The sequence below is a fragment of the Comamonas denitrificans genome (assembly GCF_042654745.1).
In the GTDB taxonomy this organism is placed as follows: Bacteria; Pseudomonadota; Gammaproteobacteria; order Burkholderiales; family Burkholderiaceae_C; genus Comamonas; species Comamonas denitrificans.
Genome location: NZ_JBHSEY010000015.1, coordinates 30,557 through 55,014, shown reverse-complemented (window position 1 = coordinate 55,014; position 24,458 = coordinate 30,557). Strand labels below are relative to the sequence as shown.

General features: G+C 61.5%; 23 protein-coding genes. 9 read left to right on the top strand and 14 right to left on the bottom strand.

The annotated features are described in order from the left end of the window. The coding region (gene tnpA / locus ACFO24_RS04090; RefSeq protein ID WP_377736968.1) for an IS200/IS605 family transposase at positions 1 to 250 on the top strand (250 nt) is incomplete at its 5' end. Here tnpA and ACFO24_RS04085 read toward each other — a convergent pair. From ACFO24_RS04085 to ACFO24_RS04055, 7 genes are all read right to left on the bottom strand, one after another. Continuing rightward, positions 210 to 1,283 (bottom strand): nitrate- and nitrite sensing domain-containing protein, encoded by a 1,074-nt coding sequence (locus tag ACFO24_RS04085; RefSeq protein ID WP_377736967.1) that lies wholly within the window; start codon positions 1,281 to 1,283, stop codon positions 210 to 212. The genes tnpA and ACFO24_RS04085 overlap by 41 nt on opposite strands. A 126-nt stretch (positions 1,284 to 1,409) precedes the next feature. Beyond that, positions 1,410 to 2,924 carry an acetyl-CoA hydrolase/transferase family protein gene (locus tag ACFO24_RS04080; protein WP_377736966.1) on the bottom strand — a complete coding sequence of 505 codons (1,515 nt, stop codon included), beginning with the start codon at positions 2,922 to 2,924 and terminating at the stop codon, positions 1,410 to 1,412. A gap of 114 nt (positions 2,925 to 3,038) precedes the next feature. Then, entirely contained in the window at positions 3,039 to 3,197 is a 159-nt protein-coding gene (locus ACFO24_RS04075) for a hypothetical protein (RefSeq protein ID WP_377736965.1), read from the bottom strand. 115 nt (positions 3,198 to 3,312) lie between these two features. After that, positions 3,313 to 4,605: a solute carrier family 23 protein gene (locus ACFO24_RS04070; protein ID WP_377736963.1), complete on the bottom strand. Its 1,293-nt coding sequence runs from the start codon at positions 4,603 to 4,605 to the stop codon at positions 3,313 to 3,315. 193 nt (positions 4,606 to 4,798) lie between these two features. Then, positions 4,799 to 5,368 (bottom strand): YceI family protein, encoded by a 570-nt coding sequence (locus ACFO24_RS04065; protein ID WP_377736973.1) that lies wholly within the window; start codon positions 5,366 to 5,368, stop codon positions 4,799 to 4,801. A gap of 62 nt (positions 5,369 to 5,430) precedes the next feature. Then, the gene (locus ACFO24_RS04060; protein WP_377736962.1) at positions 5,431 to 6,003 is read right to left on the bottom strand and encodes a YceI family protein; all 573 of its coding nucleotides are present in this window, start codon (positions 6,001 to 6,003) and stop codon (positions 5,431 to 5,433) included. 57 nt (positions 6,004 to 6,060) lie between these two features. Beyond that, complete coding sequence (locus tag ACFO24_RS04055; RefSeq protein WP_377736961.1) at positions 6,061 to 6,606, bottom strand: cytochrome b; 546 nt, start codon at positions 6,604 to 6,606, stop codon at positions 6,061 to 6,063. Positions 6,607 to 6,731: 125 nt separating this feature from the next. On the opposite strand from ACFO24_RS04055, the gene ACFO24_RS04050 reads away from it, so the two are divergent. Further along, positions 6,732 to 7,613: a LysR family transcriptional regulator gene (locus ACFO24_RS04050; protein WP_242700324.1), complete on the top strand. Its 882-nt coding sequence runs from the start codon at positions 6,732 to 6,734 to the stop codon at positions 7,611 to 7,613. 180 nt (positions 7,614 to 7,793) lie between these two features. Further along, on the top strand, positions 7,794 to 8,780 hold the full coding sequence (gene corA, locus ACFO24_RS04045; RefSeq protein ID WP_207573970.1) for a magnesium/cobalt transporter CorA: 987 nt from the start codon (positions 7,794 to 7,796) through the stop codon (positions 8,778 to 8,780). Between the two features lie 76 nt (positions 8,781 to 8,856). On the opposite strand, the gene ACFO24_RS04040 is transcribed toward corA, so the two are convergent. The 3 genes from ACFO24_RS04040 to ACFO24_RS04030 all read right to left on the bottom strand — a co-directional run bounded on the left by ACFO24_RS04040 (position 8,857) and on the right by ACFO24_RS04030 (position 13,048). After that, positions 8,857 to 10,395, bottom strand: coding sequence for a TerC family protein (locus tag ACFO24_RS04040; RefSeq protein WP_377736972.1), 1,539 nt, complete (start codon positions 10,393 to 10,395; stop codon positions 8,857 to 8,859). Positions 10,396 to 10,588: 193 nt separating this feature from the next. Beyond that, entirely contained in the window at positions 10,589 to 11,803 is a 1,215-nt protein-coding gene (dprA, locus tag ACFO24_RS04035; protein WP_207573969.1) for a DNA-processing protein DprA, read from the bottom strand. A 24-nt stretch (positions 11,804 to 11,827) separates the two neighbouring features. Next, positions 11,828 to 13,048, bottom strand: a complete 1,221-nt coding sequence (locus ACFO24_RS04030; protein ID WP_377736958.1) for a LysM peptidoglycan-binding domain-containing protein — start codon at positions 13,046 to 13,048, stop codon at positions 11,828 to 11,830. Between the two features lie 185 nt (positions 13,049 to 13,233). Between ACFO24_RS04030 and def the strand changes: the two genes are divergently transcribed. Then, positions 13,234 to 13,746, top strand: a complete 513-nt coding sequence (gene def / locus ACFO24_RS04025; RefSeq protein ID WP_377736957.1) for a peptide deformylase — start codon at positions 13,234 to 13,236, stop codon at positions 13,744 to 13,746. Next, on the top strand, positions 13,743 to 14,702 hold the full coding sequence (fmt, locus tag ACFO24_RS04020; protein ID WP_377736955.1) for a methionyl-tRNA formyltransferase: 960 nt from the start codon (positions 13,743 to 13,745) through the stop codon (positions 14,700 to 14,702). Before def ends, fmt begins: the two co-directional genes overlap by 4 nt. A 56-nt stretch (positions 14,703 to 14,758) precedes the next feature. Here fmt and ACFO24_RS04015 read toward each other — a convergent pair whose 3' ends face one another. After that, positions 14,759 to 15,487 (bottom strand): 16S rRNA (uracil(1498)-N(3))-methyltransferase, encoded by a 729-nt coding sequence (locus ACFO24_RS04015; RefSeq protein ID WP_377736953.1) that lies wholly within the window; start codon positions 15,485 to 15,487, stop codon positions 14,759 to 14,761. A 93-nt stretch (positions 15,488 to 15,580) separates the two neighbouring features. Further along, entirely contained in the window at positions 15,581 to 16,693 is a 1,113-nt protein-coding gene (locus tag ACFO24_RS04010) for an aminoglycoside phosphotransferase family protein (protein WP_377736952.1), read from the bottom strand. A gap of 95 nt (positions 16,694 to 16,788) precedes the next feature. On the opposite strand from ACFO24_RS04010, the gene ACFO24_RS04005 reads away from it, so the two are divergent. Genes ACFO24_RS04005 through rsmA form a run of 3 tightly spaced genes read left to right on the top strand, consistent with a single transcriptional unit; the run spans position 16,789 to position 21,424 of the window. Continuing rightward, complete coding sequence (locus ACFO24_RS04005; RefSeq protein WP_377736950.1) at positions 16,789 to 19,206, top strand: LPS-assembly protein LptD; 2,418 nt, start codon at positions 16,789 to 16,791, stop codon at positions 19,204 to 19,206. A 35-nt stretch (positions 19,207 to 19,241) separates the two neighbouring features. After that, entirely contained in the window at positions 19,242 to 20,657 is a 1,416-nt protein-coding gene (locus tag ACFO24_RS04000; RefSeq protein WP_377736948.1) for a peptidylprolyl isomerase, read from the top strand. After that, on the top strand, positions 20,654 to 21,424 hold the full coding sequence (rsmA, locus tag ACFO24_RS03995) for a 16S rRNA (adenine(1518)-N(6)/adenine(1519)-N(6))-dimethyltransferase RsmA (protein WP_377736947.1): 771 nt from the start codon (positions 20,654 to 20,656) through the stop codon (positions 21,422 to 21,424). Before ACFO24_RS04000 ends, rsmA begins: the two co-directional genes overlap by 4 nt. Before the next feature lie 40 nt (positions 21,425 to 21,464). Here the strand turns inward: rsmA and ACFO24_RS03990 are convergent, their stop codons facing one another. Continuing rightward, the gene (locus tag ACFO24_RS03990; protein ID WP_377736970.1) at positions 21,465 to 22,874 is read right to left on the bottom strand and encodes a sensor histidine kinase; all 1,410 of its coding nucleotides are present in this window, start codon (positions 22,872 to 22,874) and stop codon (positions 21,465 to 21,467) included. A 119-nt stretch (positions 22,875 to 22,993) separates the two neighbouring features. Then, the gene (locus ACFO24_RS03985) at positions 22,994 to 23,866 is read right to left on the bottom strand and encodes a gamma-glutamyl-gamma-aminobutyrate hydrolase family protein (protein WP_207575468.1); all 873 of its coding nucleotides are present in this window, start codon (positions 23,864 to 23,866) and stop codon (positions 22,994 to 22,996) included. 209 nt (positions 23,867 to 24,075) lie between these two features. Here ACFO24_RS03985 and ACFO24_RS03980 point away from each other — a divergent pair, with 209 nt between their 5' ends. After that, entirely contained in the window at positions 24,076 to 24,432 is a 357-nt protein-coding gene (locus tag ACFO24_RS03980; protein WP_377736945.1) for an HPF/RaiA family ribosome-associated protein, read from the top strand. Positions 24,433 to 24,458: the final 26 nt, after the last annotated feature.

Here is a 24,458-nt window from a genome sequence, read left to right as displayed (position 1 = left end):
TGAGTTCGATGGCGAAGACGACCACGTTCACCTGCTTGTGAACTACCCGCCCAAGGTTTCGGTATCGATCTTGGTGAATAGCCTCAAGGGCGTGTCCAGCCGGATGATTCGCAAGAAAAATTACCCCAGCGTCCAAAGAAAACTTTGGGGTGGAGCGCTGTGGTCGCCCAGCTACTTTGCCGGTAGCTGTGGTGGCGCACCGATTGCTGTCATTCGCCAGTACATCGAACAGCAGCAGACGCCGCATTAAAACCAATCCAATCCACCAGGACGGCTTTGCCGTCCGCGCTCTTGACCCTGCCCTGAACGGCAGGGTTTGCCGCGCATCGGATCAACACATTGCGCTGCTTGTCGGCATTGGCATCCAGCACCTGTGCCAGCCGATCGGCCCCGCTGATGCGCACCGCGTTGATGGCATCGATGGTTTGCGTCAGTTTGTTGAAGTAATCGCTGGCCGGGTATTGCAGCAGATCGATTTCAAGCACCTCGGTGCGGGCCAAATGGTTGCTTTCATTGAGTAATTCTGTTGCTGTTTTGACCAAGCCACCCAGTTCTTGCTGGTAGGCCGGGTTCAAGGTCATGGCCCGCTGAATAAAGCGCCCGACTTGCTTTTGGAACGTCGTGGTTTGGCTGATCAAGGCCCGAAACGCGCCCCGATCGTCCACACTTAAAAACGCCTGGGTCAAAAACCCCGTGCCCATGGCCTGCATTTGCCCCACCCCTTCGGTGAGCTGCGGCGCTTGCACCAAGGCGGCCTGCAGCAGCGCCACATTGGCCGGGTCTTCGTTGGACTGCAGGCGGTAGGCCACCAGCAGTTCTTCGTTGATCATCATCAGCTCGGCGATCAAATCGGTATGGCGGGCAAAGCTATCGGCCACCTCAACCTTGTTGGCGGCCACCGCCTGCTCCAGCGCCTGCCAGGTGGTCTGCCATTTTTGCAAGCGCTGCTGCTCTTGCACCGGCGCATTGTTTTGCACCAGTATCGCTGCGGCATTGCCCAGGGCCTGGTTCACGGCCTCTTTGGCCGTTACGCGCCGCTGCTGCATGCCCTCATTGCCACTGAGCACCCCGGCCGACAGCCCCCGATGCACCTGGGTGTGCTGTATGACCATGTTCAGCGCCATGAGCACCGGCACCCCCTCAGCCTGGCGGTGGGCCTGGCGCACGTCGGTGATGGTTTGTTTTAAATACAGCGCTGAAGGAAAGGCCACCATCGCCAAGGTGAGTAACCCCAGCAAAGTAAATTTTTGTGCCAACCGCAGTTGAGTGAGCCAGTGCAACATAAAGCATCGCTCCCAAAGAAATAATTCCAATCCTTAAGTATAGAGAGGACGGTGCCAAAGGCCCCCACAAACAAAAGCGGGACGGTATTATTTTCTAGGTATAAAAAGAGCAAGCAGGCTCTAGGCTCACACGCGCATATCGCCCGTATCCAGGAAGCGCTGGTGCCAGGAGAGCGCCTCGGTCAGGAGGTGCGGCGTGTGCAGCGCCCCTTTGGCGCAGGCGCGGTCGAAGTAGTCCTGCAGCATGGGGCGGTAGCTGGGGTGGGCGCATTTTTCAATCACCACCTTGGCGCGTTGCTTGGGGGAGAGGCCGCGCAGGTCGGCCAGGCCCTGTTCGGTGACGATGATTTGCGTGTCGTGCTCGGTGTGATCGACGTGCGAGCACATGGGCACGATGCAGCTGATCTTGCCGCCCTTGGCCACCGACGGCGTGACGAAGAACGACAAATAGCCGTTGCGCGCAAAGTCGCCGCTGCCGCCGATGCCGTTCATCATGCTGCTGCCCATCAGGTGGGTGGAGTTGATGTTGCCGTAGATGTCAGCCTCGATCATCGAGTTCATGGCGATCACGCCCAGGCGGCGCACCAGCTCGGGGTGGTTCGATATTTCTTGCGGGCGCAAGATGATGCGGCTGCGGTAGAAGTCCAGATTCTTTTCAAAATCCTCAAACGCCTGGGCGGAGAGCGAAATCGCCGTGGCCGAGGCGCGGCTCATCTTGCCGGCGCGCAGCAAATCGAGCATGCCGTCCTGCAGCACCTCGGTAAAGCCCAGCAGCTGCTCGAACGGGCCGTGCAGCAGCCCGGCCAGCACGGCATTGGCGACATTGCCCACGCCGGATTGGATGGGCAGCATCTGCTTGGGCAGGCGGCCGGCCTGCATCTCGTGCGTCAAAAAGTCGATGATGGCGCTGGCAATCAGGTTGGAATCGGCATCGGGCGCGTTGAACACGTTGTTGCGGTCGCTGCCGTGCGTTTCCACCACGGCAATCACTTTGGCCGGGTCCACCTTCAGGTAGGGCTCGCCAATGCGGTTGTCGGCGTGCGTCATGGAAATGGGCATGCGCCGGGGCGGGATGGCCGTGCCGTAGTAAATGTCGTGCATGCCCTCCATCGCGCCGGGCAGCTTGGTGTTCACTTCCAGGATCACCTGGTCGGCAATCTCCAGCCAGGTTTTGTTGTTGCCAATCGCCGTGGAGGGGATGAGCAGGCCATCGGCCGTTACGCCCAGCACCTCGATCACCGCCACGTTCATCTTGCCGAAGAAGCCAAACCAGGCGTGCTGGGCCACGTGCGACAGGTGCATGTCGATGAAGTCGATCTCGCCCGCATTGATCTGCTGGCGGGCGAGGGGGTCGGTGTTGAACGGCAGGCGCTGACCAATGGCGTGGGCTTGCGACAGCGCCCCATCGCACTCCGGCGCGGTGGACGCGCCCGTCCAGAGGTTGATCTTGTACGGCCTGCCCTGCGCGTGCTCGGCTTGGGCGCGCTCGGCCATGGCTTGGGGCAGCGCCTTGGGGTAGCCCGCGCCGGTAAAGCCGCTCATGCCAACCGTGGCACCGTGGGGGATGAGGGCGGCTGCCGCAGCAGCGTCCATGATGCGGTTATGAAATTGTGAAAAGCGCACGCGCTCGGCGATACCCATAGAAGTCTCCAATCCAAAAAAAAGCCAAGCCGCCTTAAAAGGCGGCTTTTATAGGGAGAAATACTATCGGTACTAACCCGTATTTGCCAGCGCTTCCGATTCCTTAAGTAGCTGTTATTGCCCAGACCTCTGGATGCGTTTGCCTTCCATATCCTCACGCAGCTTTTGTGCTGAGACATGCACGATGCGCCCATCTTGCACGATGACGATACCGGTATCGGTCTGAATCGCTGTTTGACGCGCCAGCGCCGCTGCACGGTGTATCGCGGCCATGGAGGCGCGCAAATCCGGATTTTTAGCAGTGGAAATATCAACCGGCTTCATGTGTTTTCTCCCCATTCCAATAACTGTGGTGCAGGGCCTGCTGCTCCCAATCGACGGCCCATCATCAAGCAGTCCTTCCCCGGCTCAGCAGCCAATGCAGGAGGATCGCCCCGAAGGTTGCCGTGCCGATGCCGCCCAGGGCGAAATCGCCAAATTTCAGCGTGAACTCCCCGGTGCCCAGAATCAGCGTGATGGCGGCGACGACGAGGTTTTTGGTGTCGGAAAAATTCACCCGGTTGTCCACCCAGATGCGGGCCCCGGCGACGGCGATCAGGCCGAAGACGACAATAGAGACCCCACCCATCACCGGCAGCGGAATGGCCTGGATCAGCGCCCCAAACTTGGGCGAAAAGCCCAGCAGCAGCGCCAGCAGGGCCGCCACCAGGAACACGGCGGTGGAATAGATGCGCGTGGCCGCCATCACGCCGATGTTTTCGGCATAGGTGGTCACGCCGGTGCCACCGCCCGCACCGCTAACCATGGTGGCGATGCCATCACCGATGAAGGCGCGGCCCATGTACTGGTCGAGGTTTTTGCCCGTCATGGCGGTAACGGCCTTGATGTGGCCCAGGTTCTCGGCCACCAGGATGATTACCACCGGCACGATGAGCAGCATGGCGTTGGCGCTGAACACCGGCGTATGCAGACTGGGCAGGCCCAGCCACGGGGCGGCAATGACACCGCCCATGTCCACCGGCTTGCCCCAGCCCAGGCCGTTGGTGAACACGGCGTAGAGCAGGCTGGCAACAATCAGCCCCAGCAAGATCAGCAGCCGCTGCAGCATGCCGCGCGTGAACACGGCCACCAGCGCCACGCAGGTGAAGGTCATGGCCTGCATCCAGGCCTCGAAGTTGTTGGCGGCCATGTTTTTAATGGGAATGGCTGCCAAGTTCAGGCCAATGATGGCCACGACAGCGCCCGTCACTACCGGCGGCATGAGTTTTTCAATCCAACCGGTGCCGATGGCCTGCACCAGCAGCCCCACCAGGGTATAGACCGCGCCGCAGGCAATGATGCCGCCCAGCGCCAGGCCGATATTGGCGTTAGCCCCCTGGCCTGCGTAGCCGGTGGCGGCAATCACCACGCCAATAAAGGCAAACGACGAGCCCAGGTAGCTGGGCACCTTGCCGCCGGTGATCAAAAAGAAAATCAGCGTGCCAATGCCGCTCATCAGCACGGCCAAATTGGGGTCAAACCCCATCAGGATCGGGGCCAGCACGGTGGAGCCAAACATAGCGATGACGTGCTGCACGCCCATCAGGCCGGTTTGCGCCCAGGGCAGGCGCTCATCGGGGCCGATGACCCCACCGCCCTGCAGTGCCGAGGAAGGTTTTTCTGACCAGGTAAACAGGCCCATTGCATTCATCCTTGAAAAAAAGTGGCGCGATATTAAACCGGCAGATGCACTTTTTGGGACTGTGCCCCGGGGTGGCCCTGGGTTCCCCAATCTTTCTGAACGCAACGCTCTGAACGCAAACGGGCGCGGCCCTTTGCAGAGCCGCGCCCGCCAGACAGGGCGTGTGGTTGCGCCCTGAAACGCAAGTCCGTGCTTACTTGGCCACGGCTTCCAATGCAACGGTGATGGTCACCTCGTCGCCCACGTTGGGGACGTACTTGCTCAGGTTGAAGTCAGAGCGCTTGATCACGGTTGTGGCATTAGCACCCACGGCTTCTTTTTTCATCATGGGGTGCAGCTTGGTGGCGAAGTGGGTCACCTTCAGCGTCACGGGCTTGGTGATGCCTTTGATGGTCAGGTCACCTTCAATGGTGGTGGGCTGGTCGCCTTCAAACACCACTTTGGTCGATTTGAAAGTGGCGGTAGGGTATTTGGCAGTGTCAAAAAAGTCTTCGCCCTGGATGTGGCCGTTGAACACGGTCGAGCCGGTGTTCACCGAGGTGGTGTCAATCACCACATCCACCGAAGCCGTTTTGGCCGCTTGGTCCAAGGTGATCGTGCCGGTGGTTTTGTCAAATTTTGACAACTGCATCGACAAGCCCATGTGCTGGTACGAGAAGTTGGGGAAAGAGTGGCCGCTATCGACGGCGTAAGTCACGGGGGCCGCAATGGCCGAGGTTGCAAAAGCGCCAGCCAGGGCCAGGGCAGCGGTCAGTTTTGTCAGATGACGCATGGTTTTCCTTTTCAAAGGGTTGCAAAAAAAGAGAGGAATAAACAACCAGGGGGTTATTTGGCAGTGAGCTGGAAATGCACCACCACATCATTGGCAACAATGTCAAACGCTTTCCAAGCCCCCTCGCCAATGGAGAAAGCACCGCGTTGAATGGTCAGCTTGCCTTCAAACACGCCCTGGCCCGCTTTTTCCGTGAAACGGGCGGGCACGGTGACGGTTTGCTTTTGGCCTTTGATGGTCAGGGTGCCCACCACTTCGTACTGGCCGGCCGTGGGCAGGGCTTTGACGCTGGTGGATTCAAACCGGGCTTTGGGAAAGGCGGGGGTGTTGAACCAGGTCTTGGTGGCCAGCTCGTCATTGGCCTCGTCGTTATCGACATCGACGCTGGCCAAATCCACTTCCAGCACGGCGCTGGCTTTGTCGGCATGCGCGGGGTCAAAGCGCAACTGGCCGCTAAAGGTTTTGAACACGCCTTGCATGCCCACACCCATTTGTTGGTAGTCAAAAGTGATTTTGCTGGCCTGGGGCTGCAGCTGGGTGTATTCGGCCGCTTGGGCGCTGGTGGCAAAAAGCAGGCCGACCGCCCAGGCAAAGCTAAAAATACGGAACGGTTTGAGTTTTTGCATAAAAAATCCTTTTCAAAATAGACGGCTGGCCGGGCGAGAAAAGCCCCAACCGCTGTTTTACGTGCGCCGTGGCAGCATGCGGGTGAGCACATCGTCTTTGTCAAACCAATGGTGCTTGAGCGCTCCGGCAACGTGGGCCAGCAGTACGGCAATCAGCGTCAGATTCAAAACGGCGTGCAAAGTTTGCAAGGCATTGCCAATTTCTTTGTTTTTCTCCAACAGGTCGGGCAGCGGCAGCACGCCAAACCATACCGTCTGGATGCCTTTGGCCGAGCTCATCAGCCAGCCCGACAGCGGAATGGCCACCATCAGCGCGTACAAAGCAAAATGGCCCAGCTTGGCACCCCAACGCTCCAGCGTGCTCATGTGGCCAGGCAAGGCCGGCGGTTGGTGGGTGGCCCGCCAGACCAGGCGCAGCAGCGCCAAGAAAAACACCGTCACCCCAGCCCATTTGTGCCAGGAATAAAACTGCAATTTTTGCGGCGACAGCGGCAAGCCTTGCATGTAAAAGCCCAAGCCCAACAGGCAGAAAATCATCAGCGCCATCAGCCAATGCAAGAGTTTGGCAGTGGCGTCGTAATGGGCGGAAGGGGTGTGGAACATAAGCACAGATCGCAACGATAACAGTTAAAAAGAGTTGAAACTATAGAGGATTCAACTTTAAAGAAATAGAGGACAATCGCCAAAACTTTATTGCCAGGGTAGCAACAATGAGCCGCTTCGATGCCATGCAACACTTTATCCGGGTGGCCGATTTGGGCAGCTTTGCCGCCGCCGCTGACCAATTGGGCGTGGCCCGCTCGGTGGTCACCCGGCGCATTGCGGCGCTGGAAGAGCATTTGGGGGTCAAGCTCATTACCCGCACCACGCGCAAACTCACGCTGACCAGCGCTGGGGTGGTGTACTTAGAGCGCTGCCGGCGCATTTTGCAGGCCATCGATGATGCCGAGTCCGAGGTCATGGCCTCCAGCCAAACCCCGCGCGGCCAAGTGCACATGGGCGTGCCGGTCAGCTTTGGCGTGCGCTGCATTGCCCCGCTGCTGGCGCGGTTTCACCAAGCCTACCCGCACATGGTGCTGACGCTGGACTTCAACGACCGCACCAGCGATTTGATCGATGAGGCCATGGACTTGGCCATTCGTGTCAGCACCGAATTGGCCCCCGGCATCGTGGCGCGCAAACTCAGCCAAGGGCGGCTGTTTACGGTCGCCTCGCCGGGGTATTTGGCCCAGCACGGCACCCCTGAGCACCCCGATGATTTGCTGCACCACCGCTGCCTGGGTTACACCGGGCGGGCCCATAACCGGCCCTTGTTGTTCCAAGTCAATGGCCAAGCGCATACGGTGGCCCCGCCCTATGTGCTGCAAGCCAACAATGGCGATGCCCTGGCCTTGGCCGCCGAGCAAGGCATGGGCGTGACCACACAGCCGGACTTTATCGTTGAAGAGGCCCTGGCCAGCGGCACACTGCAACCCATCTTGCAAGACTTTGCCCCGCCACCGTTTGGCATTTATGCCGTGCTGCCCAGCAATCGCCTGCTCACCCAGCGCCAGCGGGTGGTGATGGACTTTTTGGCCCAGGCCCTGCGCCCCGCAGGTCACGGGGCATAATTGCGGGTTTACTCGGAAATTGTTCGAGCTTGTTTAGAGAACTCACCATGGATCCCTACCCCAGTTGGTAGCTTCCTAGGCTCTTGGCGCATGGTTGCACGGGGTCTGGGAAGCGCATTCACCTTTTCGCCCCCTTGCCCCTTTTTTCCTCACTCTCTCACAGCCTTGGAGGAGAGCGCCATGCTCAACGTCTTTACCCTGTCCAACGGACGGCTGGTTCAAGTTGAAATCGACCAACTCAGCGATCTGGAGCAGCTGCAGCCCATTTGGGTGGACATGGAGTCGCCCACACGCGAAGAAAAACGCTGGGTCAAGCAGCACTATGGCCTGTCCATTCCCGAAGATGCCACCGGCGAGGACATCGAAGAGTCGGCCCGCTTTTACGAAGAAGACAACGGCGAGCAGCACATTCGCAGCGACTTTTTGATCGACGACGAAGACGAAAGCCGCAGCGTGCGTGTGGCGTTCATCTTGAACCAGCGCAACACCGAGCTCAAAAGCTGCGGCGTGCTGTTTTCGATTCGCGATGAAGACATCCCCGTGTTTCGCCTGCTGCGCATGCGCGCGCGGCGCGTGCCCGGCCTGATTGACGATGCCAAGGATGTGCTGCTGGCGCTGTTTGATGCCGACGTGGAATATTCCGCCGATGCGCTGGAAGGCATTTACGACGATCTGAAAAAGGTCAGCGCCCAGGTGCTGGAGGGCAGCATCACCGACACCTACGCCCAAGAAGTGCTGGCCGACATTGCCTGGCAGGAAAACTTGAACGGGCGCGTGCGCCGCAACATGCTGGACACGCGCCGCGCCGTCAGCTTCATGATGCGCAGCAAGATGCTGGATGCCGAGCAGTTCGAGGATGCGCGCCAAATCCTGCGCGACATTGAATCGCTGGACAGCCACACGCAGTTTTTGTTCGACAAGATCAACTTCCTGATGGACGCGCTGGTGGGTTTTTTGAACATCAACCAGAACAAGATCATCAAAATCTTCTCGGTGGCCAGCGTGGCGCTGCTGCCGCCCACGCTGATTGCCAGCGTGTACGGCATGAACTTTCGCTTCATGCCCGAGCTGGAATGGAAATACGGCTACGTGTACGTCCTCTTGCTGATGGTGGCCAGTGCCGTCGGCCCCATGATGTATTTCCGGCGGCGCGGATGGTTGAAATAATATAGCTGCTTGCGCTTGTAATACGCCATATTTTTGGTTAAATATCAAAAATATGGCGTGAATTAAGCGCAATCAGCTATGTAATTCGCCGCACATCCACCAGGGCAATGCGGCGCTTGTCCATTTCCAGCACTTCAAAGCGCAGGCCTTCGGCCTCCACCACCTGGCCCACGGCGGGCAACTGCTCCAGATGGTCCAGCAAAAAGCCCGCCAAGGTGCTGTAGTCCTCGCTGTGCGCCAGGGTGTAGATTTCGGTCGCCGTCTCCAGCGCGTGCAAATCCACCTGGCCATCCACCACCCAGTGACCGGGGGCCTGGGGCTGGATATCGGGCAGTTCACCCTCTTCCGGGAATTCGCCGGCAATGGCTTCGAGCAGGTCGATGGGCGTGACCAGGCCCAAAATAGAGCCAAACTCATCACTGACCAGCGCAATTTGCGCCCGCGAATGGCGCATTTGCTCCACCAGCTTGATCACATTCACCGAGGTCGGCACCACCAGCGGCTGGCGCAGGCTGCGGCTTAAATCAATCGACCCGGTTGCCAGCACATCGGCCAACAGATCGCGGGCGCGGGCCACGCCGCTGAGCTTGTCCAGCTCTCCGCTGGCCACGGGGAACAGGCCGTGGCGGGCCTGCAGCAATTGCTCGCGCAGGGCCGCGCTGTCTTGCTCCAGGTCGATCCATTCAATGTCGGAACGCGGTGTCATGACCGATTGCACACTGCGCTCGGCCAGCGACAGCACGCCGCTGACCATGTGGCGCTCTTGCTGGCCAAAGGCCTGCTGTGCCTCTTCGGCACCGACGGGGCCATGGCCATCGCCAGTGGCGCTGGCGCTGGAGCGGCCCCCCAGCATGCGCAAGATGGAGTTGGCGGTGCGCTCGCGCAAGGGAATGCGTGCCTGGTAGCGGCGCAGGTTGCGCTGGGCCCATTGGTTGAAGAACTCGATCATGATCGAGAAGCCAATCGCCGCGTACAGGTAGCCCTTGGGCATGTGAAAGCCCAAGCCTTCGGCCAGCAGGCTCAGGCCGATCATGAGCAAAAAGCTCAGGCACAGCACGACCACGGTGGGGTGGGCATTGACAAAATCGGTCAGCGGCTTGGAGGCCAGCAGCATCACGCCCATGGCAATGATGACGGCGGCCACCATCACCGGCAGGTGATCGACCATGCCCACGGCGGTGATGACCGAATCGAGCGAGAACACCGCGTCCAACAGCACGATTTGCGTGACCACAACCGAAAAACTGGCCCAAACGCGCGGCCCGTTGTGGGTGTGGCTGACCCCTTCCAGGCGCTCGTGCAGCTCCGTGGTGGCCTTGAACAGCAGGAACAGGCCGCCCACCAGCAAAATGAGCGCGCGCCCGGAAAACTCGAGCGTGCCAATCGAGAACAGCGGCGTAGTCAGTGTGACCAGCCACGAAACGATGGACAGCAGCCCCAGGCGCATGAGCAGGGCCAAGGTCAGGCCAATGACGCGGGCGCGGTCGCGTTGCTCCGGGGGGAGTTTGTCCGCCAGGATGGCGATGAAGACCAGGTTGTCCACCCCCAGGACAATCTCCAGCACGATCAGGGTTAAAAGCCCCAACCAAATCGAAGGGTCAGACACCCAGGCCAGGCTCAGCGCATCCATGCGTGGCCTCCTGCCAAGGGGCTAAAGAAAAGAGGGGGAGTGGCTGCAGCAGCCAAAGAAGGTGAAAAAAAATTAACACGTAGCGCACACGGGCGCGAGGGAGGAGGTTTCATAGGGGGTGTATCTTAGCGAAGATGAAAAAATCTTACCGTACTCAACAACGAGAGAACAACCAGGGTTACGACTGCGCCATGCGCTGAAACAGGCCGCCTGGCAAGCTGGCGACCAGGCCTTCGAGCTCCAGTTCCAGCAGCTGTGCTTGCAACAGCGCAGCGCTCCAACCCGTGCGGGCGGCCAGGGCATCCAGGCCCACAGGATCAAAGCCCAGCGCCTCCAACAAGCTGGCTTGCTCGGCCGTGCAACGGGCCACGGCCAAGGACGGTGCCGCTGGCACCGGTGGCGCCAGCGGCAAAGCCGCCGTGTGGGCCAAGGCCTGGGTGCGCGGCAAGCTGGTCAGCTCTTCCAGAATATCTTGGGCGGTTTCGACCAGTTTGGCCCCTTGCCGAATCAAGGCATGACAGCCTTTGGCCTGCGGGGCGTGAATGGAGCCAGGAATGGCAAACACCTCGCGCCCTTGTTCGCTGGCCAAGCGGGCGGTAATTAAAGAGCCGGAAGCCAGGGCCGCCTCCACCACCAAGGTGCCGCACGACAGGCCCGCGATGATGCGGTTGCGTTTGGGAAAGTTGGCCGCCAGCGGCGGCGTGCCCAAGGGAAATTCGCTCAGAATCAATCCGTGTTGGGCAATGCCTTGCGCCAGTGCTTGGTGCTGGCGGGGATAGATTTGGTCCAAGCCCGTGCCGACCACCGCAATGGTGGCCAAGGCGGTGGTGCCGTGGGGCACCGCTGCCAAGGCACCGGCATGGGCCGCCGCATCAATCCCGGCGGCCAAACCCGAAACCACGGTCCAGCCTTGCTGCACCAGATTGTGGGCAAAGGCATGGGCGTTGCTGCTGCCTTGCGCCGTCGGGTGGCGTGAGCCAACAATGGCCAAGCACTGCGCCATCTGCACCAAGGGGCCACCACGGTGGGCCAACACGCCAGGGTGGCCCTGCACGTACAGCAGCAGCGGCGGGTCTTCAATTTGCAGCAGGCTGGGCGGGTAGCGCGGGTCGGCCAGGGTGATGATGTCGCGCCCCACCCCGGCTGGGGCATTGTGCAGCCAGGCCCACGCTGCCGAGCAGCGTTGGGCAAATTGCTCGGGCAACTGGCCCAGGTGGCTCGCTTGCCGGGCGGTGATGCATGCCTCCCAGGCTGCACGCGGTGCCGCAAAAATCTGCTCGGGCCCGCCAAACCGGGCCAGCAGGCGGCGCGCGCTGGCATTGCCAATGCTGGGGGTCAGCAACAGGCGCAGCCAAGCGGCCAGCTCCTGGGCATCCCATTGCGCAACCACCATGGCCAAGCGCGGCGGGGGCCGGTGTTACTGGGGGTTGATGAGCTTGTCGCCCACCAACACGCCCCGGCGCACGTCCATCACCAAAACGTAGGAGATGCGGTCAAACACGCGAAACACCATGCCCGTGCCGTTGGCCTGGTCGGGCAGTTGCACGGTGTCTTTGCGGCCCTCGGTTTTATCGAGCATCTGGCGGCCTTGCGAGATCAGCGACAGCACCATGCCCGGCTCCATGCCATCGACCTCGCCTTTGTTGATGCTGACCACCTGGTTTTCGGTGCCATAGCGCAAGGCGTTGCTGGTGTACAGGCTGACCACCCGCGCCTCCACGGGGTCTGCAGGCGCGTGCGGGGTAAAGCTGTGGTACTGGCGCGGCGGCTCCGGCAACAGGCGGTCGCCTGGGCGCATTTCTTCTTTCACTTGCGCAACATGCAAGATGGCCGGGGTGTAGGCGAGCTCGGCGGCCTTGGCAGCTTCGGTATTGGTATTGGCGGTATTGGCAGCCTCGGGCGTGGCAGCAGCGCTGACGGGCGTTTCCGGCGCTTGCAGCTCGACCTTGCCCAGGTACTGCGCCTCGTAGCCCAGCACTTGCTGGGTGAGCGGGTCTTTGAGCGGCTTGGCATCGCGAAATACGCGGTACAGGCGCTGGTCGTCATCCAGCGCCGTAAAGGGCTGGCCCGTCGGACCACGGGCATAGACCTCATCGCCCGGGCTCATCAAGAGGCGCTCATCTGCGCTGGCAATCAGGCGCGGGGCCTGCTGCAAGGTCAGCTCTTGCACGATCAGGGGTTCGGCCAGGAAGGGCTCGATCAAATGCATCTGGATGGTGGGAATGGCCAGATCGGCCAGACTTTCCGAGCGCACGCGCGGCGACAGCTTGACGGTTTCATTGCCACTGCGGCTGGTGCGCAGGCGGGCGTAGCCACCACTGCGCTCCAGGTACAGGGTTTGGCCAGGGTAAATGCGGTGGGGGTTGGCAATGGCCTGCATATTCATGCCCCACAGCTCGGGCCAGCGCCAAGGCTGGCGCAAAAACAGGCCAGAGATGCGCCACAGCGTATCGCCCTTGCGCACGGTGTAGCTGTCGGGGGCGTTGGCCGCCAAAGCCGAAAGCGGCACCCCTTGCTGCGCCACTTGCTGGGCAATGGCTTGTTGCTGGGCGGTGACCGGGTGGCTTTGCGCCCCGGCGTTGCCGGCGCAGACAGCGGCAACGATGGACAGTGCGCACGTAGAGGCAATGGCTTTCATCGAATTTTCTTTCCTTAGCAAACTCACAACGGCGACAAAAACGCGTGCATACACAGTGTCCGTTGCAACAGAGCAACCGCAGATTCTGTGGGCAAGGCCCAGATAGGGCAATGATTATCCGGGTCAGTTTCTGCATCCTGTGGGGAAAGTGGCCAAAATAACGACAGTATTTGTTTGAAACTGTTATGGCACTGCTCCCTATTCTTTCGTATCCCGATCCGCGCTTGCACAAAGTCGCAACCCCCGTGGCCCAGGTTGATGCGCGCATCCGTGCGCAAATTGCCGACATGTTCGAGACCATGTACGACGCGCACGGCATTGGCTTGGCGGCCACGCAAGTGGATTTTCACGAGCGGCTCATCGTCATCGACGTTTCGCAAGAGCGCGACCAGCCGCTGGTGCTAATCAACCCCGAAATCATTTGGGCCAGCGAGGAAACGCAGATCAATGAAGAAGGCTGCCTGTCCGTGCCCGGCATTTACGACGGGGTCGAGCGCCACAGCGCCGTCACCGTGCGGGCGCTGGACGAAAACGGTGTCAGCCGCGACATTGCCGCCACAGAGCTGCTGGCCATTTGCATTCAGCACGAGATGGACCACCTGATGGGCAAGGTGTTTGTCGAATACCTCTCGCCACTCAAGCGCAACCGCATCAAAACCAAGCTGATCAAGCAACAAAAAGAAGCGGCCAAAGCATGAGGGTCGGTTTTGCCGGTACGCCGGAATTTGCCAGCACCGCGTTAGAGCGCATTGTGGCGGCCGGTTTTACCGTGCCCTTGGTGCTCACCCAACCCGATCGCCCGGCCGGGCGCGGCCTGCAGTTGCAAGCCTCGGCCGTGAAGCACACCGCCCTCGCCCACGCCATCCCCGTGGCCCAACCGCGCAGTCTGCGCTTGGATGGTAAGTATCCGGATGAGGCCCAAGCGGGCCAAGCCGCCTTGCAGGCCGCCCAGCTTGATGTGCTGGTGGTGGCCGCCTATGGCTTGCTGCTGCCGCAATGGGTGCTGGATTTGCCCCGGCTGGGCTGCCTGAACATCCACGCCAGCTTGCTGCCGCGCTGGCGCGGTGCCGCGCCCATCCACCGGGCCATTGAAGCGGGCGATGCCCACACCGGCGTGACCATCATGCAAATGGATGCAGGCCTGGATACCGGTGCCATGTGCCTGGTCGAGCGCCTGCCCATCGCCCCCGATGACACCACGGCCAGTCTGCACGACAAACTGGCCGCGCTGGGGGCCGAGATGATTGTGCAAGCCCTCACGCAAGCGCAAACCGCCCCCTTGCCGCAAACGCCCCAGCCCCTGGACGGCATCACCTACGCCCACAAAATTGCCAAGGACGAGGCCTGGCTGGACTGGTCGCACAGCGCCCAGGTGCTGGAGCGCAAAATCCGCGCCTTCACCCCGTTTCCGGGTGGCGCGGCGCAGTACAGCGGCGAGACCTTAAAAATCTGGCAAGCACACGCCCAAGCGCAAGCCCACAACGCCCCGCCCGGCCAAGTGCTGGCCGCCGATGCGCACGGCGTGGTCGTGGCCTGTGGCAGCGGCGTTTTGTGCCTGACGCAGTTGCAACGCGCCGGGGGCAAACGCCTGGCGGCGGGCGATTTTTTGCGCGGCTTTGCCCTGCCGGTGGGCAGCCAGTTGCAGCGCCCATAAGCAAAACACGTGACAGGGTGGGCCGCTGGCACTGCCCCGCCAGCCCGGGGCGGCGCTTACCCCTGATCGAGCAAGGCCAGCGCCGCCAAGGGCGCAGTTTCGGCCCGCAGCACGCGGGGGCCGAGCGTAATCGGGGCAAAGCCTGCGGCCAAGGCGGCGGCTTCTTCTTGCGGGCTTAAACCGCCTTCGGGGCCAGAGAGCACCACCACCGACCCCGCTCCCGCTGGCACCGCTTGCAGCAAGGGCCGACTGCCTGCGGCCAGCGACAGCACAGCGCGGCTTTCATGCGGCGGCTGCGGGTGGGCGGCCAGCCACTGCGCCAGCGTGACCGCCGGGTGAATCACCGGCACCTGGTTGCGCCCGCACTGCTCGCAGGCGGCCACGGCCACGGCCTGCCAATGGTCGCGTTTTTTCTCGCCGCGCTCGCCTTTGAGTTTGAGCACGCTGCGCTCGGCCAGCAGCGGGGTGAGGCTGGCCGCGCCCAGCTCGGTGGCTTTTTCTACCAGCCAATCCATGCGCTCGTTGGCAGTGATGCCGGCCAGCAAATGCACCGGGCGGCGGTGCTCGCACTCCAGCGCCTCGTGTGCCACCAGGCGCACTTGCACATGGCTGCGGCCCATTTCGACAATCTGCGCTTGCCATTGGCCGTGGGCAGCGGCGCCGTTGAACAAGGTGATGGCATCGCCAGGCTGCAAGCGCAACACTTGCACATGGCGGGCGGCACCCGCAGGCAGGTCGAACTGGGCACCAGCGACCAAAGGCAAGGGGCAATGAAAGCGGGGCATATAAAAAAGGAGCGTTTACCGCTTGTATTTCATCGTTTTAATGATGTTTATATAGTTAAATGCTTTATTTGCAAGCGCAAATAGCTATTTAATTTAAACCCTGCCGTAGGCGTAGCCCACTTGCGGCTGGATATTTTCAATCTGGTCAATCAAGCGCAGCAGCGGGCCCAGCTCGCGGTAGCGGCTGCAGGTGCTGCGCAGGTAGTGGATAAAGCGCGGCGCGTCCTGCAGGTATTTGGGCTTGCCGTCGCGCAGCGTCAGCCGGGCAAAAATGCCGGCCACTTTCAGGTGGCGCTGCAGGCCCATCCATTCAACAGCGCGGTAAAACTCGCCAAAGTCTGCGCCCCAGCCGCTGGCACTGGTTGCGCCCACCAGGCCGGCCTTGCGGGCTTTTTCCCAGTAGCGCACGGTGATGTCGATAACAAAATCCTCGTCCCAGCTGATAAAGGCATCACGCAGCAGGCTGGCAATGTCGTAGGTGATGGGGCCGTACACCGCGTCCTGAAAATCAAGCACGGCCAGCGGTTGGGTGCGCGGGTCGGTGGGCACCATGAGGTTGCGCGTCATAAAGTCGCGGTGGACAAATACGCTGGGCGCGGCCAGGTTTTCCGCCACGATGCGCTCAAACGCCTGGGCCAGGGTGGCGCTTTGCTGGTCATCCAGCGTGTACTGGCGATGCTGGGCGATGTACCAATCGGGGAACAGTTGCAGCTCGCGGCGCAGCAGGGCCTCGTCGTACGCCGGCAAAACATCGGGGCGCGAGGACAGCTGCCAGGGCAAGAGCAAATCGCTGGCGTGGCGGTACCAGGCCTGGGCCTCTTGGGGCTGCTGCTCGTCCAGAATGTCGATCAGGGTTTGCGTGCCCACATCCGAGAGCAGCATGAAGCCCTGGGCCTCGTCCCAATCGAAAATTTCGGGCACGCGCAAACCGGCGGCCTGCAGCAGTTGCTGCACCTGCACAAAGGGGCGGCAGTTTTCTTTATCGGGCGGTGCATCCATGACGATGCGGCTGGTGCCTGCGCCCGTATCAATGCGCAGATAGCGCCGAAAACTGGCATCGGCCGAGGCCAGGCGCAGCGTGTCGGGCCGCAAATCTTGGGCCGGCGCAATGCGCTGCAGCCAAGCCGCAAAAGCGCTGGCGCGTTGCGAATCCGCCCAAACAACGGCGGGGGAGTGATTTTGAAGGGGGAGGGTGGTAGTGCTCATGGATAATCGGCATTCTACAAACCCACTTTGCGCCCTGGGCGCAGCCCGGCCGCCTCCACGATCGCCTCCCACCGTTGTTCACCATTTTCCCCACCGTGCTTGTTCGTCCACGCCCCCAGCCTCCTGAGCGTTCTGTGCGCCGCCACCTGCGCCGCACCGCCGTGGCTTGCGCAGCGGCCGCTGCCCTGACCGCCCAGGCCAGCACTTGGGATGCTCCCCTGCCCCCGCCCCAGCTCAAAGCCAGCCCCCGGCTGCAGGAAACACTCCCCCCAGAAACCCGTGGCCAGCTGCCCACCTATGTGCAAGCCGATCACTTTGAGGGCCAAACCGACATCCGCGCCCGATTGAAAGGCCATGTGCAGCTGCGCCGGGGCGACACCGTCATCCGCGCCGACGAGGCGCAATACACCCTGGCCGACGACACCGTCACCGCCCAGGGCAACGTCCACATCAACCGGGGCGGCAATATTTACCAGGGTGCCCAGCTCAAACTGCAAGTCGATGCCTTTCAGGGCGACTTCACCGAAGCGTCCTACCAATTTCTCGATACCCAGGGCCATGGCGATGCCCAGCGCGTCGAGTTTCTCAGCCGCGAGCGCTCGACCATCCACCAGGCCACCTACACCACCTGCCAGCGCGATGACAGCGACAGCTGGGCCCCCGACTGGGTGCTGCAGGCCCAGCGCATCGAACTGGACCGCGCCACCGATACCGGCGTGGCCCACGGGGGCGTGCTGAAATTCAAAGGCATTCCCCTCTTGCCCGTACCACGGGTGAGCTTTCCGCTATCGGACAAGCGCAAATCCGGCCTGCTGCCGCCCACCATTGGCATCGACAGCGTCAGCGGTTTTGAAGTGAGCCTGCCCTACTACTGGAACATTGCCCCCAACCGCGATGCCACCCTCACCCCCACCCTCATGAGCAAGCGCGGGGTGAATCTGGGGGCTGAATTTCGCTACCTGGAGCGGGACTTCAGCGGCGACCTCACCCTCAACCACATGGCCAACGACCGCCTGCGCCAGCGCGATCGCTGGTCGGTGGCGTGGCGCAACCAGGCCCATTTAGCGTCCCTGCTGCCCGGCTTGCAGGCCGATTGGAAAATCCACCGCGTCAGCGACAACGACTATTGGCGTGACTTTTCTCTGCCCAACCGCAACAACCTAATCAACGAACGCCTGGTTGAAAGCTACGGCACCCTGTCCTGGGGCCGCGATGGCCACAGCCTGCTGGCACGGGCGCAAAAATGGCAAACCCTGCAGGACGTGGACTCGCCCATCGCCCCGCCGTTTGACCGCCTGCCCCAGTTGCAATGGCGCTACAGCCCACAGGCCCTGCATGCCCCGCTGGGGCTGGACTGGAGCTTAGAGGCCGACACCACCCGCTACCGCGCCCGCACCATCGACGAGCGCCAGCACCCCGACAACGGCCAGCGCAGCTACTTCACGGCGCAAGTGGCCCGCCCCTTTCTGCGCCCCGGTAGTTTTGTCACGCCCAAGCTCAAAATGCAGGCGGCCAACTACCGCTTTGACAACGCGCAACCGGGCCGGCCCAGCAGCCGCTCGCTCATGGTCCCGACGGTCAGCGTCGATAGTGGTTTGATTTTTGAGCGCCCCACCCAGGTGCGCGGCCGCAACTACGTGCAAACACTCGAACCCCGGGCCTTCTACACCTACACGCCCTACCGCGACCAATCCATGCTGCCGCTGTACGACGCGGCACTGTCCGACTTCAATCTGACCAGCATCTACAGCGAAAACAGCTACACCGGCCACGATCGCATTGCCGACAACCACATGGTCACCGTCGGCCTGACCACCCGCTACCTGCAAACCGACACCGGGGCCGAAGTAGCCCGCTTTGGCATCGCACAACGCCTGCGCCTGGCCGACCAGCGCACCACGCTGGGCTACGACCCCGCGGGGCAAAAAGGCTGGTCCGATCTGTTGGTTGGCGCGGGCGTGAAGTGGGGCCGCCGCTGGGCCACCGATGCCACCGTGCAGTACAACCGCGATCTTCAGCGCACCACCCGCTCGGCCCTGACGGGGCGCTACAGCCCCGAGCCCTTCAAAGTCATCAGTGCCGCCTACCGCTACCAGCGCCAAAATGCTGCCCAAATTGCCAACCAGGGCAGCGAGCAAATCGACCTGGGCTGGCAATGGCCACTGAACGCCGCCGCCCAAGCCTTTACCACCAACCCCAGCGCCGCCCCCAAAGGCCGCTGGTTTAGCGTAGGCCGCTTGAACTACAGCCTGCACGACAAAAAACTGGTGGACACCGTGGTCGGTTTTGAATACGACAGCTGCTGCTGGATTGGCCGCGTGGTCATTGAGCGCCTGCAAAGCAGCCTCACCCAGGCCAATACGCGCCTGCTGTTTCAGCTAGAGTTTGTTGGCTTCTCGCGCCTGAGCCTGGGGGCCGACCCCTTGTCCAGCCTGCAAGAACATGTGCCCGGCTACCAAAGTCTGCGCAGCCAAAACCCGGCAGCACCCAGCCGCTTTAGCAACTACGATTAACCCCCTTTTGCTTTTACCGCTTTTTGCCCACCACGATGCTTTGCTTGAAAACCCTGCCCCATCAGATTGCTCTGGGCTTTGCCTGCCTGACCCTGGCCTGTGCCAGCACCGCCGCCCCGGCAGAAAAAACAGCAAAAGGGGCCAAAACTGGTGCCGCCACCCCCACCCAGGTGCAGCACGCCCTGCAACAATCGGCCACCCCCACCCCGGTGGCCGGCCCACGCACGGCCGACTTTATTGTGGCGGTGGTCAATTCCGAGCCCATTACCCGCAACGATGTGCAAACCCGCACTGAGCGCGTTCTGCGCGCCATGCAAGACCAAGGCGTGCAAACGCTGCCCACCCCCGAGCAGCTGGCCCCCGAAGTGCTCGAGCGCCTGATTGTCGAAAAAGCCCAGGTGCAGCATGCCCTGGAAACGGGCATTCAAGTCGATGACCTGGCCGTAACCCAGGCCGTCACCAACGTGGCCCAGCAAAGCGGGGGCACACTCGCGGACTTGCAGGCTGAATTGCGCCGCCAAGGCATCAGCGAAGCGCGCTTTCGCCGCGAAATTCGCGACCAGCTGCTGATGCAGCGCCTGCGCGAACGCGATGTCGATAGCCGTGTCAAAGTCACCGAGCAAGACATTGACCAATACCTGGCCAAACAAAACCAGCGCCCCGACCAAGGCCCAGCGCAAGCGCTCAACCTGGGCCACATCCTGGTGGCGGTGCCTGAAAACGCCAGCGCCGCCCAGGTGCGCGAGCTGGAGCAACGCGCCGAACAGGCGGTGCAAGCACTGCGCAATGGCGTGGATTTGGCCACGGCGGCCAAGCGCTATTCCGACGCGGGCGAACCCGAAATGGGCCTGCGCCCGCTGGAGCGTTACCCGCAAGCCTTTGTGCAAGCCGTGGGCACTACCCCCGAAGGCGGGCTGGTCGGCCCCCTGCGCACGCCCGCAGGCTTTCATATCTTGGTGGTGCTCGATAAACGCACCGCTGGCGTGCCCAGCGTGGTCACACAAAACCACGCCCGCCACATCTTGCTGCGCCCTTCCGCCCAGCTGACCGAAACCCAGGCGGCCGCCCAACTGCAAGAACTGCGCCAGCGCATTGAGCGTGGCCAGGCCAGTTTTGCCCAATTGGCCCAGCAGTACTCCCAAGACGGCAGTGCCCCCCAAGGCGGCGATCTGGGCTGGTCCAGCCCAGGCCAATTCGTGCCCGAGTTTGAAGACGCGCTCAACCGCCTGCAGCCCGGCGAAATCAGCCAACCCATCGTCTCGCGTTTTGGCGTGCATTTGATTACCTTGGAAGAGCGCCGCCAAGTCACCTTGAACCCCCGCCAACAGCGCGAAATGCTGCGCAACGTGGTGCGCGAAGAAAAAGTTGAAAAAGCCTACGCCACTTGGCTGCAAGAGCTGCGCAGCCAAGCCTACGTGGAATACCGCAACACCGAGGAACGCGGCCTGTGAGCCAGCCCAAGCACATCGCCCGCAAGCGCTTTGGCCAGAATTTTCTGGTCGATGGGGCCATCATTGACAACATCGTGCGCGCCATTGCACCGCAAGCGGGCCAGCCCATGGTGGAAATTGGCCCTGGCCTGATGGCCCTGACCCAGCCCTTGCTTGAGCGCCTGGGGCAACTGACCGTGATTGAGCTGGACCGCGACCTGGCCACCCGCCTGCGTGGCCGCCAGGGCCTGAATGTGGTGGAAAGCGATGTCCTCAAAGTCGATTTCACCGCCTTGGCGCACACCCTGGGCGCACCCAAACTGCGCGTCGTGGGCAATCTGCCGTACAACATTTCCAGCCCCATCTTGTTCCACCTGCTCGACCATGTCGATGCGGTGCAAGACCAGCACTTCATGCTACAAAAAGAGGTAATAGACCGCATGGTGGCTGCGCCAGCTACCAGTGACTATGGCCGCCTTAGCGTGATGCTGCAATGGCGCTACGCTATGGAAAACGTACTGTTTGTGCCCCCGGAAAGTTTCAATCCCCCGCCCAAAGTCAATAGCGCCGTGGTGCGCATGCTGCCGCGCAGCGCCCCGGCCGTGCTCAACCGCGCCGTCCTGGAAGAGTTGGTGCAGGTGGCCTTTAGCCAACGTCGAAAAATTTTGCGCAACACCTTGGGGCGCTGGTTGGATGAAAAATCTTTTTCGGGCGCTTTCGATCTGCAGCGCCGTGCCGAAGAAGTCAGCGTTACCGAATATGAAACCTTGGCCGCGGCCCTGAGCTAAGCACTGGGTCTAAAACGCCATGCATTGCCGTGCCGGCACACTACGCTTCTTCGCTGGCGGGTGCCTCGATCGTGGCCAGGCGCACCGTCATGCAGGTGCCCGGCGGCTTTTTCCCTGGGTGGGCATCCAAAATGAGCAGCTCCCCCCCATGCTGGGCCGCAATCTCTTGCACGATGGGCAGGCCCAGGCCTGAGCCATCAGCCTCATTGCCCAGGGCACGGTAAAAGGGCTGCAGTACCAGCTCTTTTTCTTCGGCACCAATGCCCGGGCCGTTGTCTTCCACCTGGAGCACCACATGGGCGCTAAAACGCTCGGGCAGCACCCGGGCGGTCACCACGGCCGGGCGCTCGGGGGTGGAGGGGCTGTAGTGGATGGCGTTGGTAATCAAATTGCTCATCATCTCTTGCAGCAGCGTGGGGTTGCCCATGACCCAAACGCCGGGGTCGTCCTCCTCGGCCCCCTCGTAGCCCAAATCGGTATTTTTGGCCGAGGCCAGGGGCAGCACCTCTTGCACCACGGTCACCATCAGCGCGACCAAATTGCACGGCTCATGCTGCAAGCTGGCGCTGCCCACTTCGGCACGGGCCAGGGCCAGCAATTGGTTCACCGTGTGCGTGGCCCGCATGCTGGAGCGGCCAATGAGCTGCAAAGAGCGCTTTAACTCCTCGGCGCTCACATCCAGGCGCAAGGCCAAATCGGCCTGCATGCGCAGCCCGGCCAAAGGTGTTTTGAGCTGGTGCGCCGCATCGGCCAAAAAGCGTTTTTGCGTGCCCAGCGATTCATTCAAGCGCTGCAGCAAATCGTTCACCGCCTCCACCAAGGGCAGCACCTCTTGCGGCACCGCGCGGGAATTGAGCGGCGAGAGGTCCTCGGGTTTGCGGGCACGAATGCGCTCCTCCAGCCGGTGCAGGGGCTGAATGCCCCGCGCCAACGCCAGCCACACCAGCAGCACGGCCAGCGGCAGGATGGCAAATTGCGGCAGCATCACGCCTTTGATGATTTCAGCGGCCAGCATGCTGCGCTTTTCCCGTGTTTCTGCCACTTGCACCAGCACCTGCCCCCCCGAGGGCAAGGGCAGCGCAATCCACAAGGCGGCAATCCGGATGGGGATGCCGCGCAACTCATCATCGCGCAGCTGCACTTGCCCCAGGGGGGGCAGGCTGGGGCTGCGCTGCACACTGGGAAAGTCATGCTCACCGGCAATCCAGGTGCCATCCAGATGGCTGATTTGGTAGTACATCAAATCGGCATCGTCCGTGCGCAGCACTTCGTAGGCCGCCAAAGCTTGGTTAAAACCAACGCGGCCATCGGACTCGATGCGCACCTGCTGGGCCAAGGCATGGGCGTTGTATTCCAAAGCCCGGTCAAACGGCTTGTTGGCCAAGGATTGCGCCACCAGCCACGTCAGCGCCAAGCTCAGCGGCCACAGCAATAACAGGGGCGTGAGCATCCAATCCAAAATTTCGCCAAACAAGGAACGCTGTTCCCGCTGGAAAATTTTGAGAACATTTTTTTTAGTATTTTTGCGCTTTTGCACTGGTGAATGAAGCGGTTACAGCTATCAATATTTTAGCGTATGCGCAGCAAGGCCCGCCGCAGCAAACGGGCCGCCCGGTCACGAATCTGAAAGGGGCTGTGGCTGCGGGCCGGGCGCTGCTTGGCCAAGGCACAGGCGGCCAAAAAATCATCCAGCAAAGGCCGGCTGTTGAGCGTGGGGCATTCCGCAATTTCAAACTCTGGGTGCCATTGGGTCGCAGCCACATAGCTTTTGCTGCGGTTTTGGCGGTAAATCGCCTCGGCAATGCCATCGGGCATGCTCCAGGCATCCACGGCAAAGCCCGGGGCCACGTCCTTAATCGCTTGGTGGTGGATGCTATTGACCCGCGCCGTGCGCACGCCGGGATAGAGCCGGGCCAAGTGCGAGCCGTCCACCACCTCAATATCGTGCTGGTGGCGGTCGTAGGCATGGGCATTGCGGTGTACCTGGGCCCCAGGCACCTGGGTCAAAATATCTTGGTAGAGCGTGCCGCCAAACGCCACGTTGATGAGTTGCAAGCCCCGGCACACGCCAAAAATGGGCTTGCCGGCCTGGCTGAAGGCCTCGACCACCGCCAGATCGTACAAATCGCGCACCCGGTCGCCCAACCACTCGGGGCGCAGGGGCTCTTCGCCATAGCTGCCGGGCCACACATCGGCGCCGCCGTGCATGACCACGCCATCGAGCCAATCGGCGTAATGCGCCAAACTGACATCGCCCTTGGCCGTTTCTCCGGTCGGGCAGGGCACCATCACCACCATGGCCCCGGCGGACATAATCCAGTGGGCAATCGACTGCTCGACGTACTGCAGCGTTTTGCCCGTAAACAACGGCCGCGTGGCATCGGCATGGGAAAAGCAGGCCGAGAGGCCAATTTTTAAACGATGAGAAGCAGGTGCAGACATTCGGTAAACCCGGCAAAGCGGTGCGTTGGTTGTAACCCGAGGAAGGGGTTTTGTCACCTCAGGGCAATTCTTCTGCAAGATGGCTTGCGTCCGGGTATTTTGGGTTTAGGATGTACCCAGGTCGGTGGAAAAGCCGCTCATCCCACAGGCTCCACCGGTTTTGGCACTGCGCCATGGTGTGCAGTGCAGCAAGCACAAGGAGGATATGCATGCAAGTACAAGTTCATGCCGACGATTCCATCCAGGGCGGTGACTCCCTGGCGCAATGGGCCCAAGAGGAGATCAATGCCAAGCTCTCCCGCCTGAAAGAATACGTAGTGCGCGTGGAGGTCTTCCTCTCCGAGGTCGATGCACTGAAAGGCACAGGCGGTCCCGGGAAAAAATGCGTACTCGAGACCCGCGCCAATGGCCGTCCACCCATTGCGGTGAATGCCGAGGCCGAGAAGGTGAAAGATGCTTTCACCGCCGCCCTTGAGAAACTGCGCCGCGCCGTAGAAACCGACCTTGACAAAGTCAAAGACAAAAACGGGCGTGAAAGCGTTCGCGGGGTGGAAGACACGGTGTAAAACAACCGCCCAGCCTTAACCATAAG

Coding starts and splice junctions, on each gene's coding strand:
- ACFO24_RS04085 (WP_377736967.1), bottom strand. CDS start 1,283: ATGTTGCACTGGCTCACTCAACTGCGGTTGGCACAAAAATTTACTTTG.
- ACFO24_RS04080 (WP_377736966.1), bottom strand. CDS start 2,924: ATGGGTATCGCCGAGCGCGTGCGCTTTTCACAATTTCATAACCGCATC.
- ACFO24_RS04075 (WP_377736965.1), bottom strand. CDS start 3,197: ATGGCCGCGATACACCGTGCAGCGGCGCTGGCGCGTCAAACAGCGATT.
- ACFO24_RS04070 (WP_377736963.1), bottom strand. CDS start 4,605: ATGGGCCTGTTTACCTGGTCAGAAAAACCTTCCTCGGCACTGCAGGGC.
- ACFO24_RS04060 (WP_377736962.1), bottom strand. CDS start 6,003: ATGCAAAAACTCAAACCGTTCCGTATTTTTAGCTTTGCCTGGGCGGTC.
- ACFO24_RS04055 (WP_377736961.1), bottom strand. CDS start 6,606: ATGTTCCACACCCCTTCCGCCCATTACGACGCCACTGCCAAACTCTTG.
- ACFO24_RS04050 (WP_242700324.1), top strand. CDS start 6,732: ATGCAACACTTTATCCGGGTGGCCGATTTGGGCAGCTTTGCCGCCGCC.
- corA (WP_207573970.1), top strand. CDS start 7,794: ATGCTCAACGTCTTTACCCTGTCCAACGGACGGCTGGTTCAAGTTGAA.
- dprA (WP_207573969.1), bottom strand. CDS start 11,803: ATGGTGGTTGCGCAATGGGATGCCCAGGAGCTGGCCGCTTGGCTGCGC.
- ACFO24_RS04030 (WP_377736958.1), bottom strand. CDS start 13,048: ATGAAAGCCATTGCCTCTACGTGCGCACTGTCCATCGTTGCCGCTGTC.
- def (WP_377736957.1), top strand. CDS start 13,234: ATGGCACTGCTCCCTATTCTTTCGTATCCCGATCCGCGCTTGCACAAA.
- fmt (WP_377736955.1), top strand. CDS start 13,743: ATGAGGGTCGGTTTTGCCGGTACGCCGGAATTTGCCAGCACCGCGTTA.
- ACFO24_RS04015 (WP_377736953.1), bottom strand. CDS start 15,487: ATGCCCCGCTTTCATTGCCCCTTGCCTTTGGTCGCTGGTGCCCAGTTC.
- ACFO24_RS04010 (WP_377736952.1), bottom strand. CDS start 16,693: ATGAGCACTACCACCCTCCCCCTTCAAAATCACTCCCCCGCCGTTGTT.
- ACFO24_RS04000 (WP_377736948.1), top strand. CDS start 19,242: ATGCTTTGCTTGAAAACCCTGCCCCATCAGATTGCTCTGGGCTTTGCC.
- ACFO24_RS03990 (WP_377736970.1), bottom strand. CDS start 22,874: ATGCTCACGCCCCTGTTATTGCTGTGGCCGCTGAGCTTGGCGCTGACG.
- ACFO24_RS03985 (WP_207575468.1), bottom strand. CDS start 23,866: ATGTCTGCACCTGCTTCTCATCGTTTAAAAATTGGCCTCTCGGCCTGC.
- ACFO24_RS03980 (WP_377736945.1), top strand. CDS start 24,076: ATGCAAGTACAAGTTCATGCCGACGATTCCATCCAGGGCGGTGACTCC.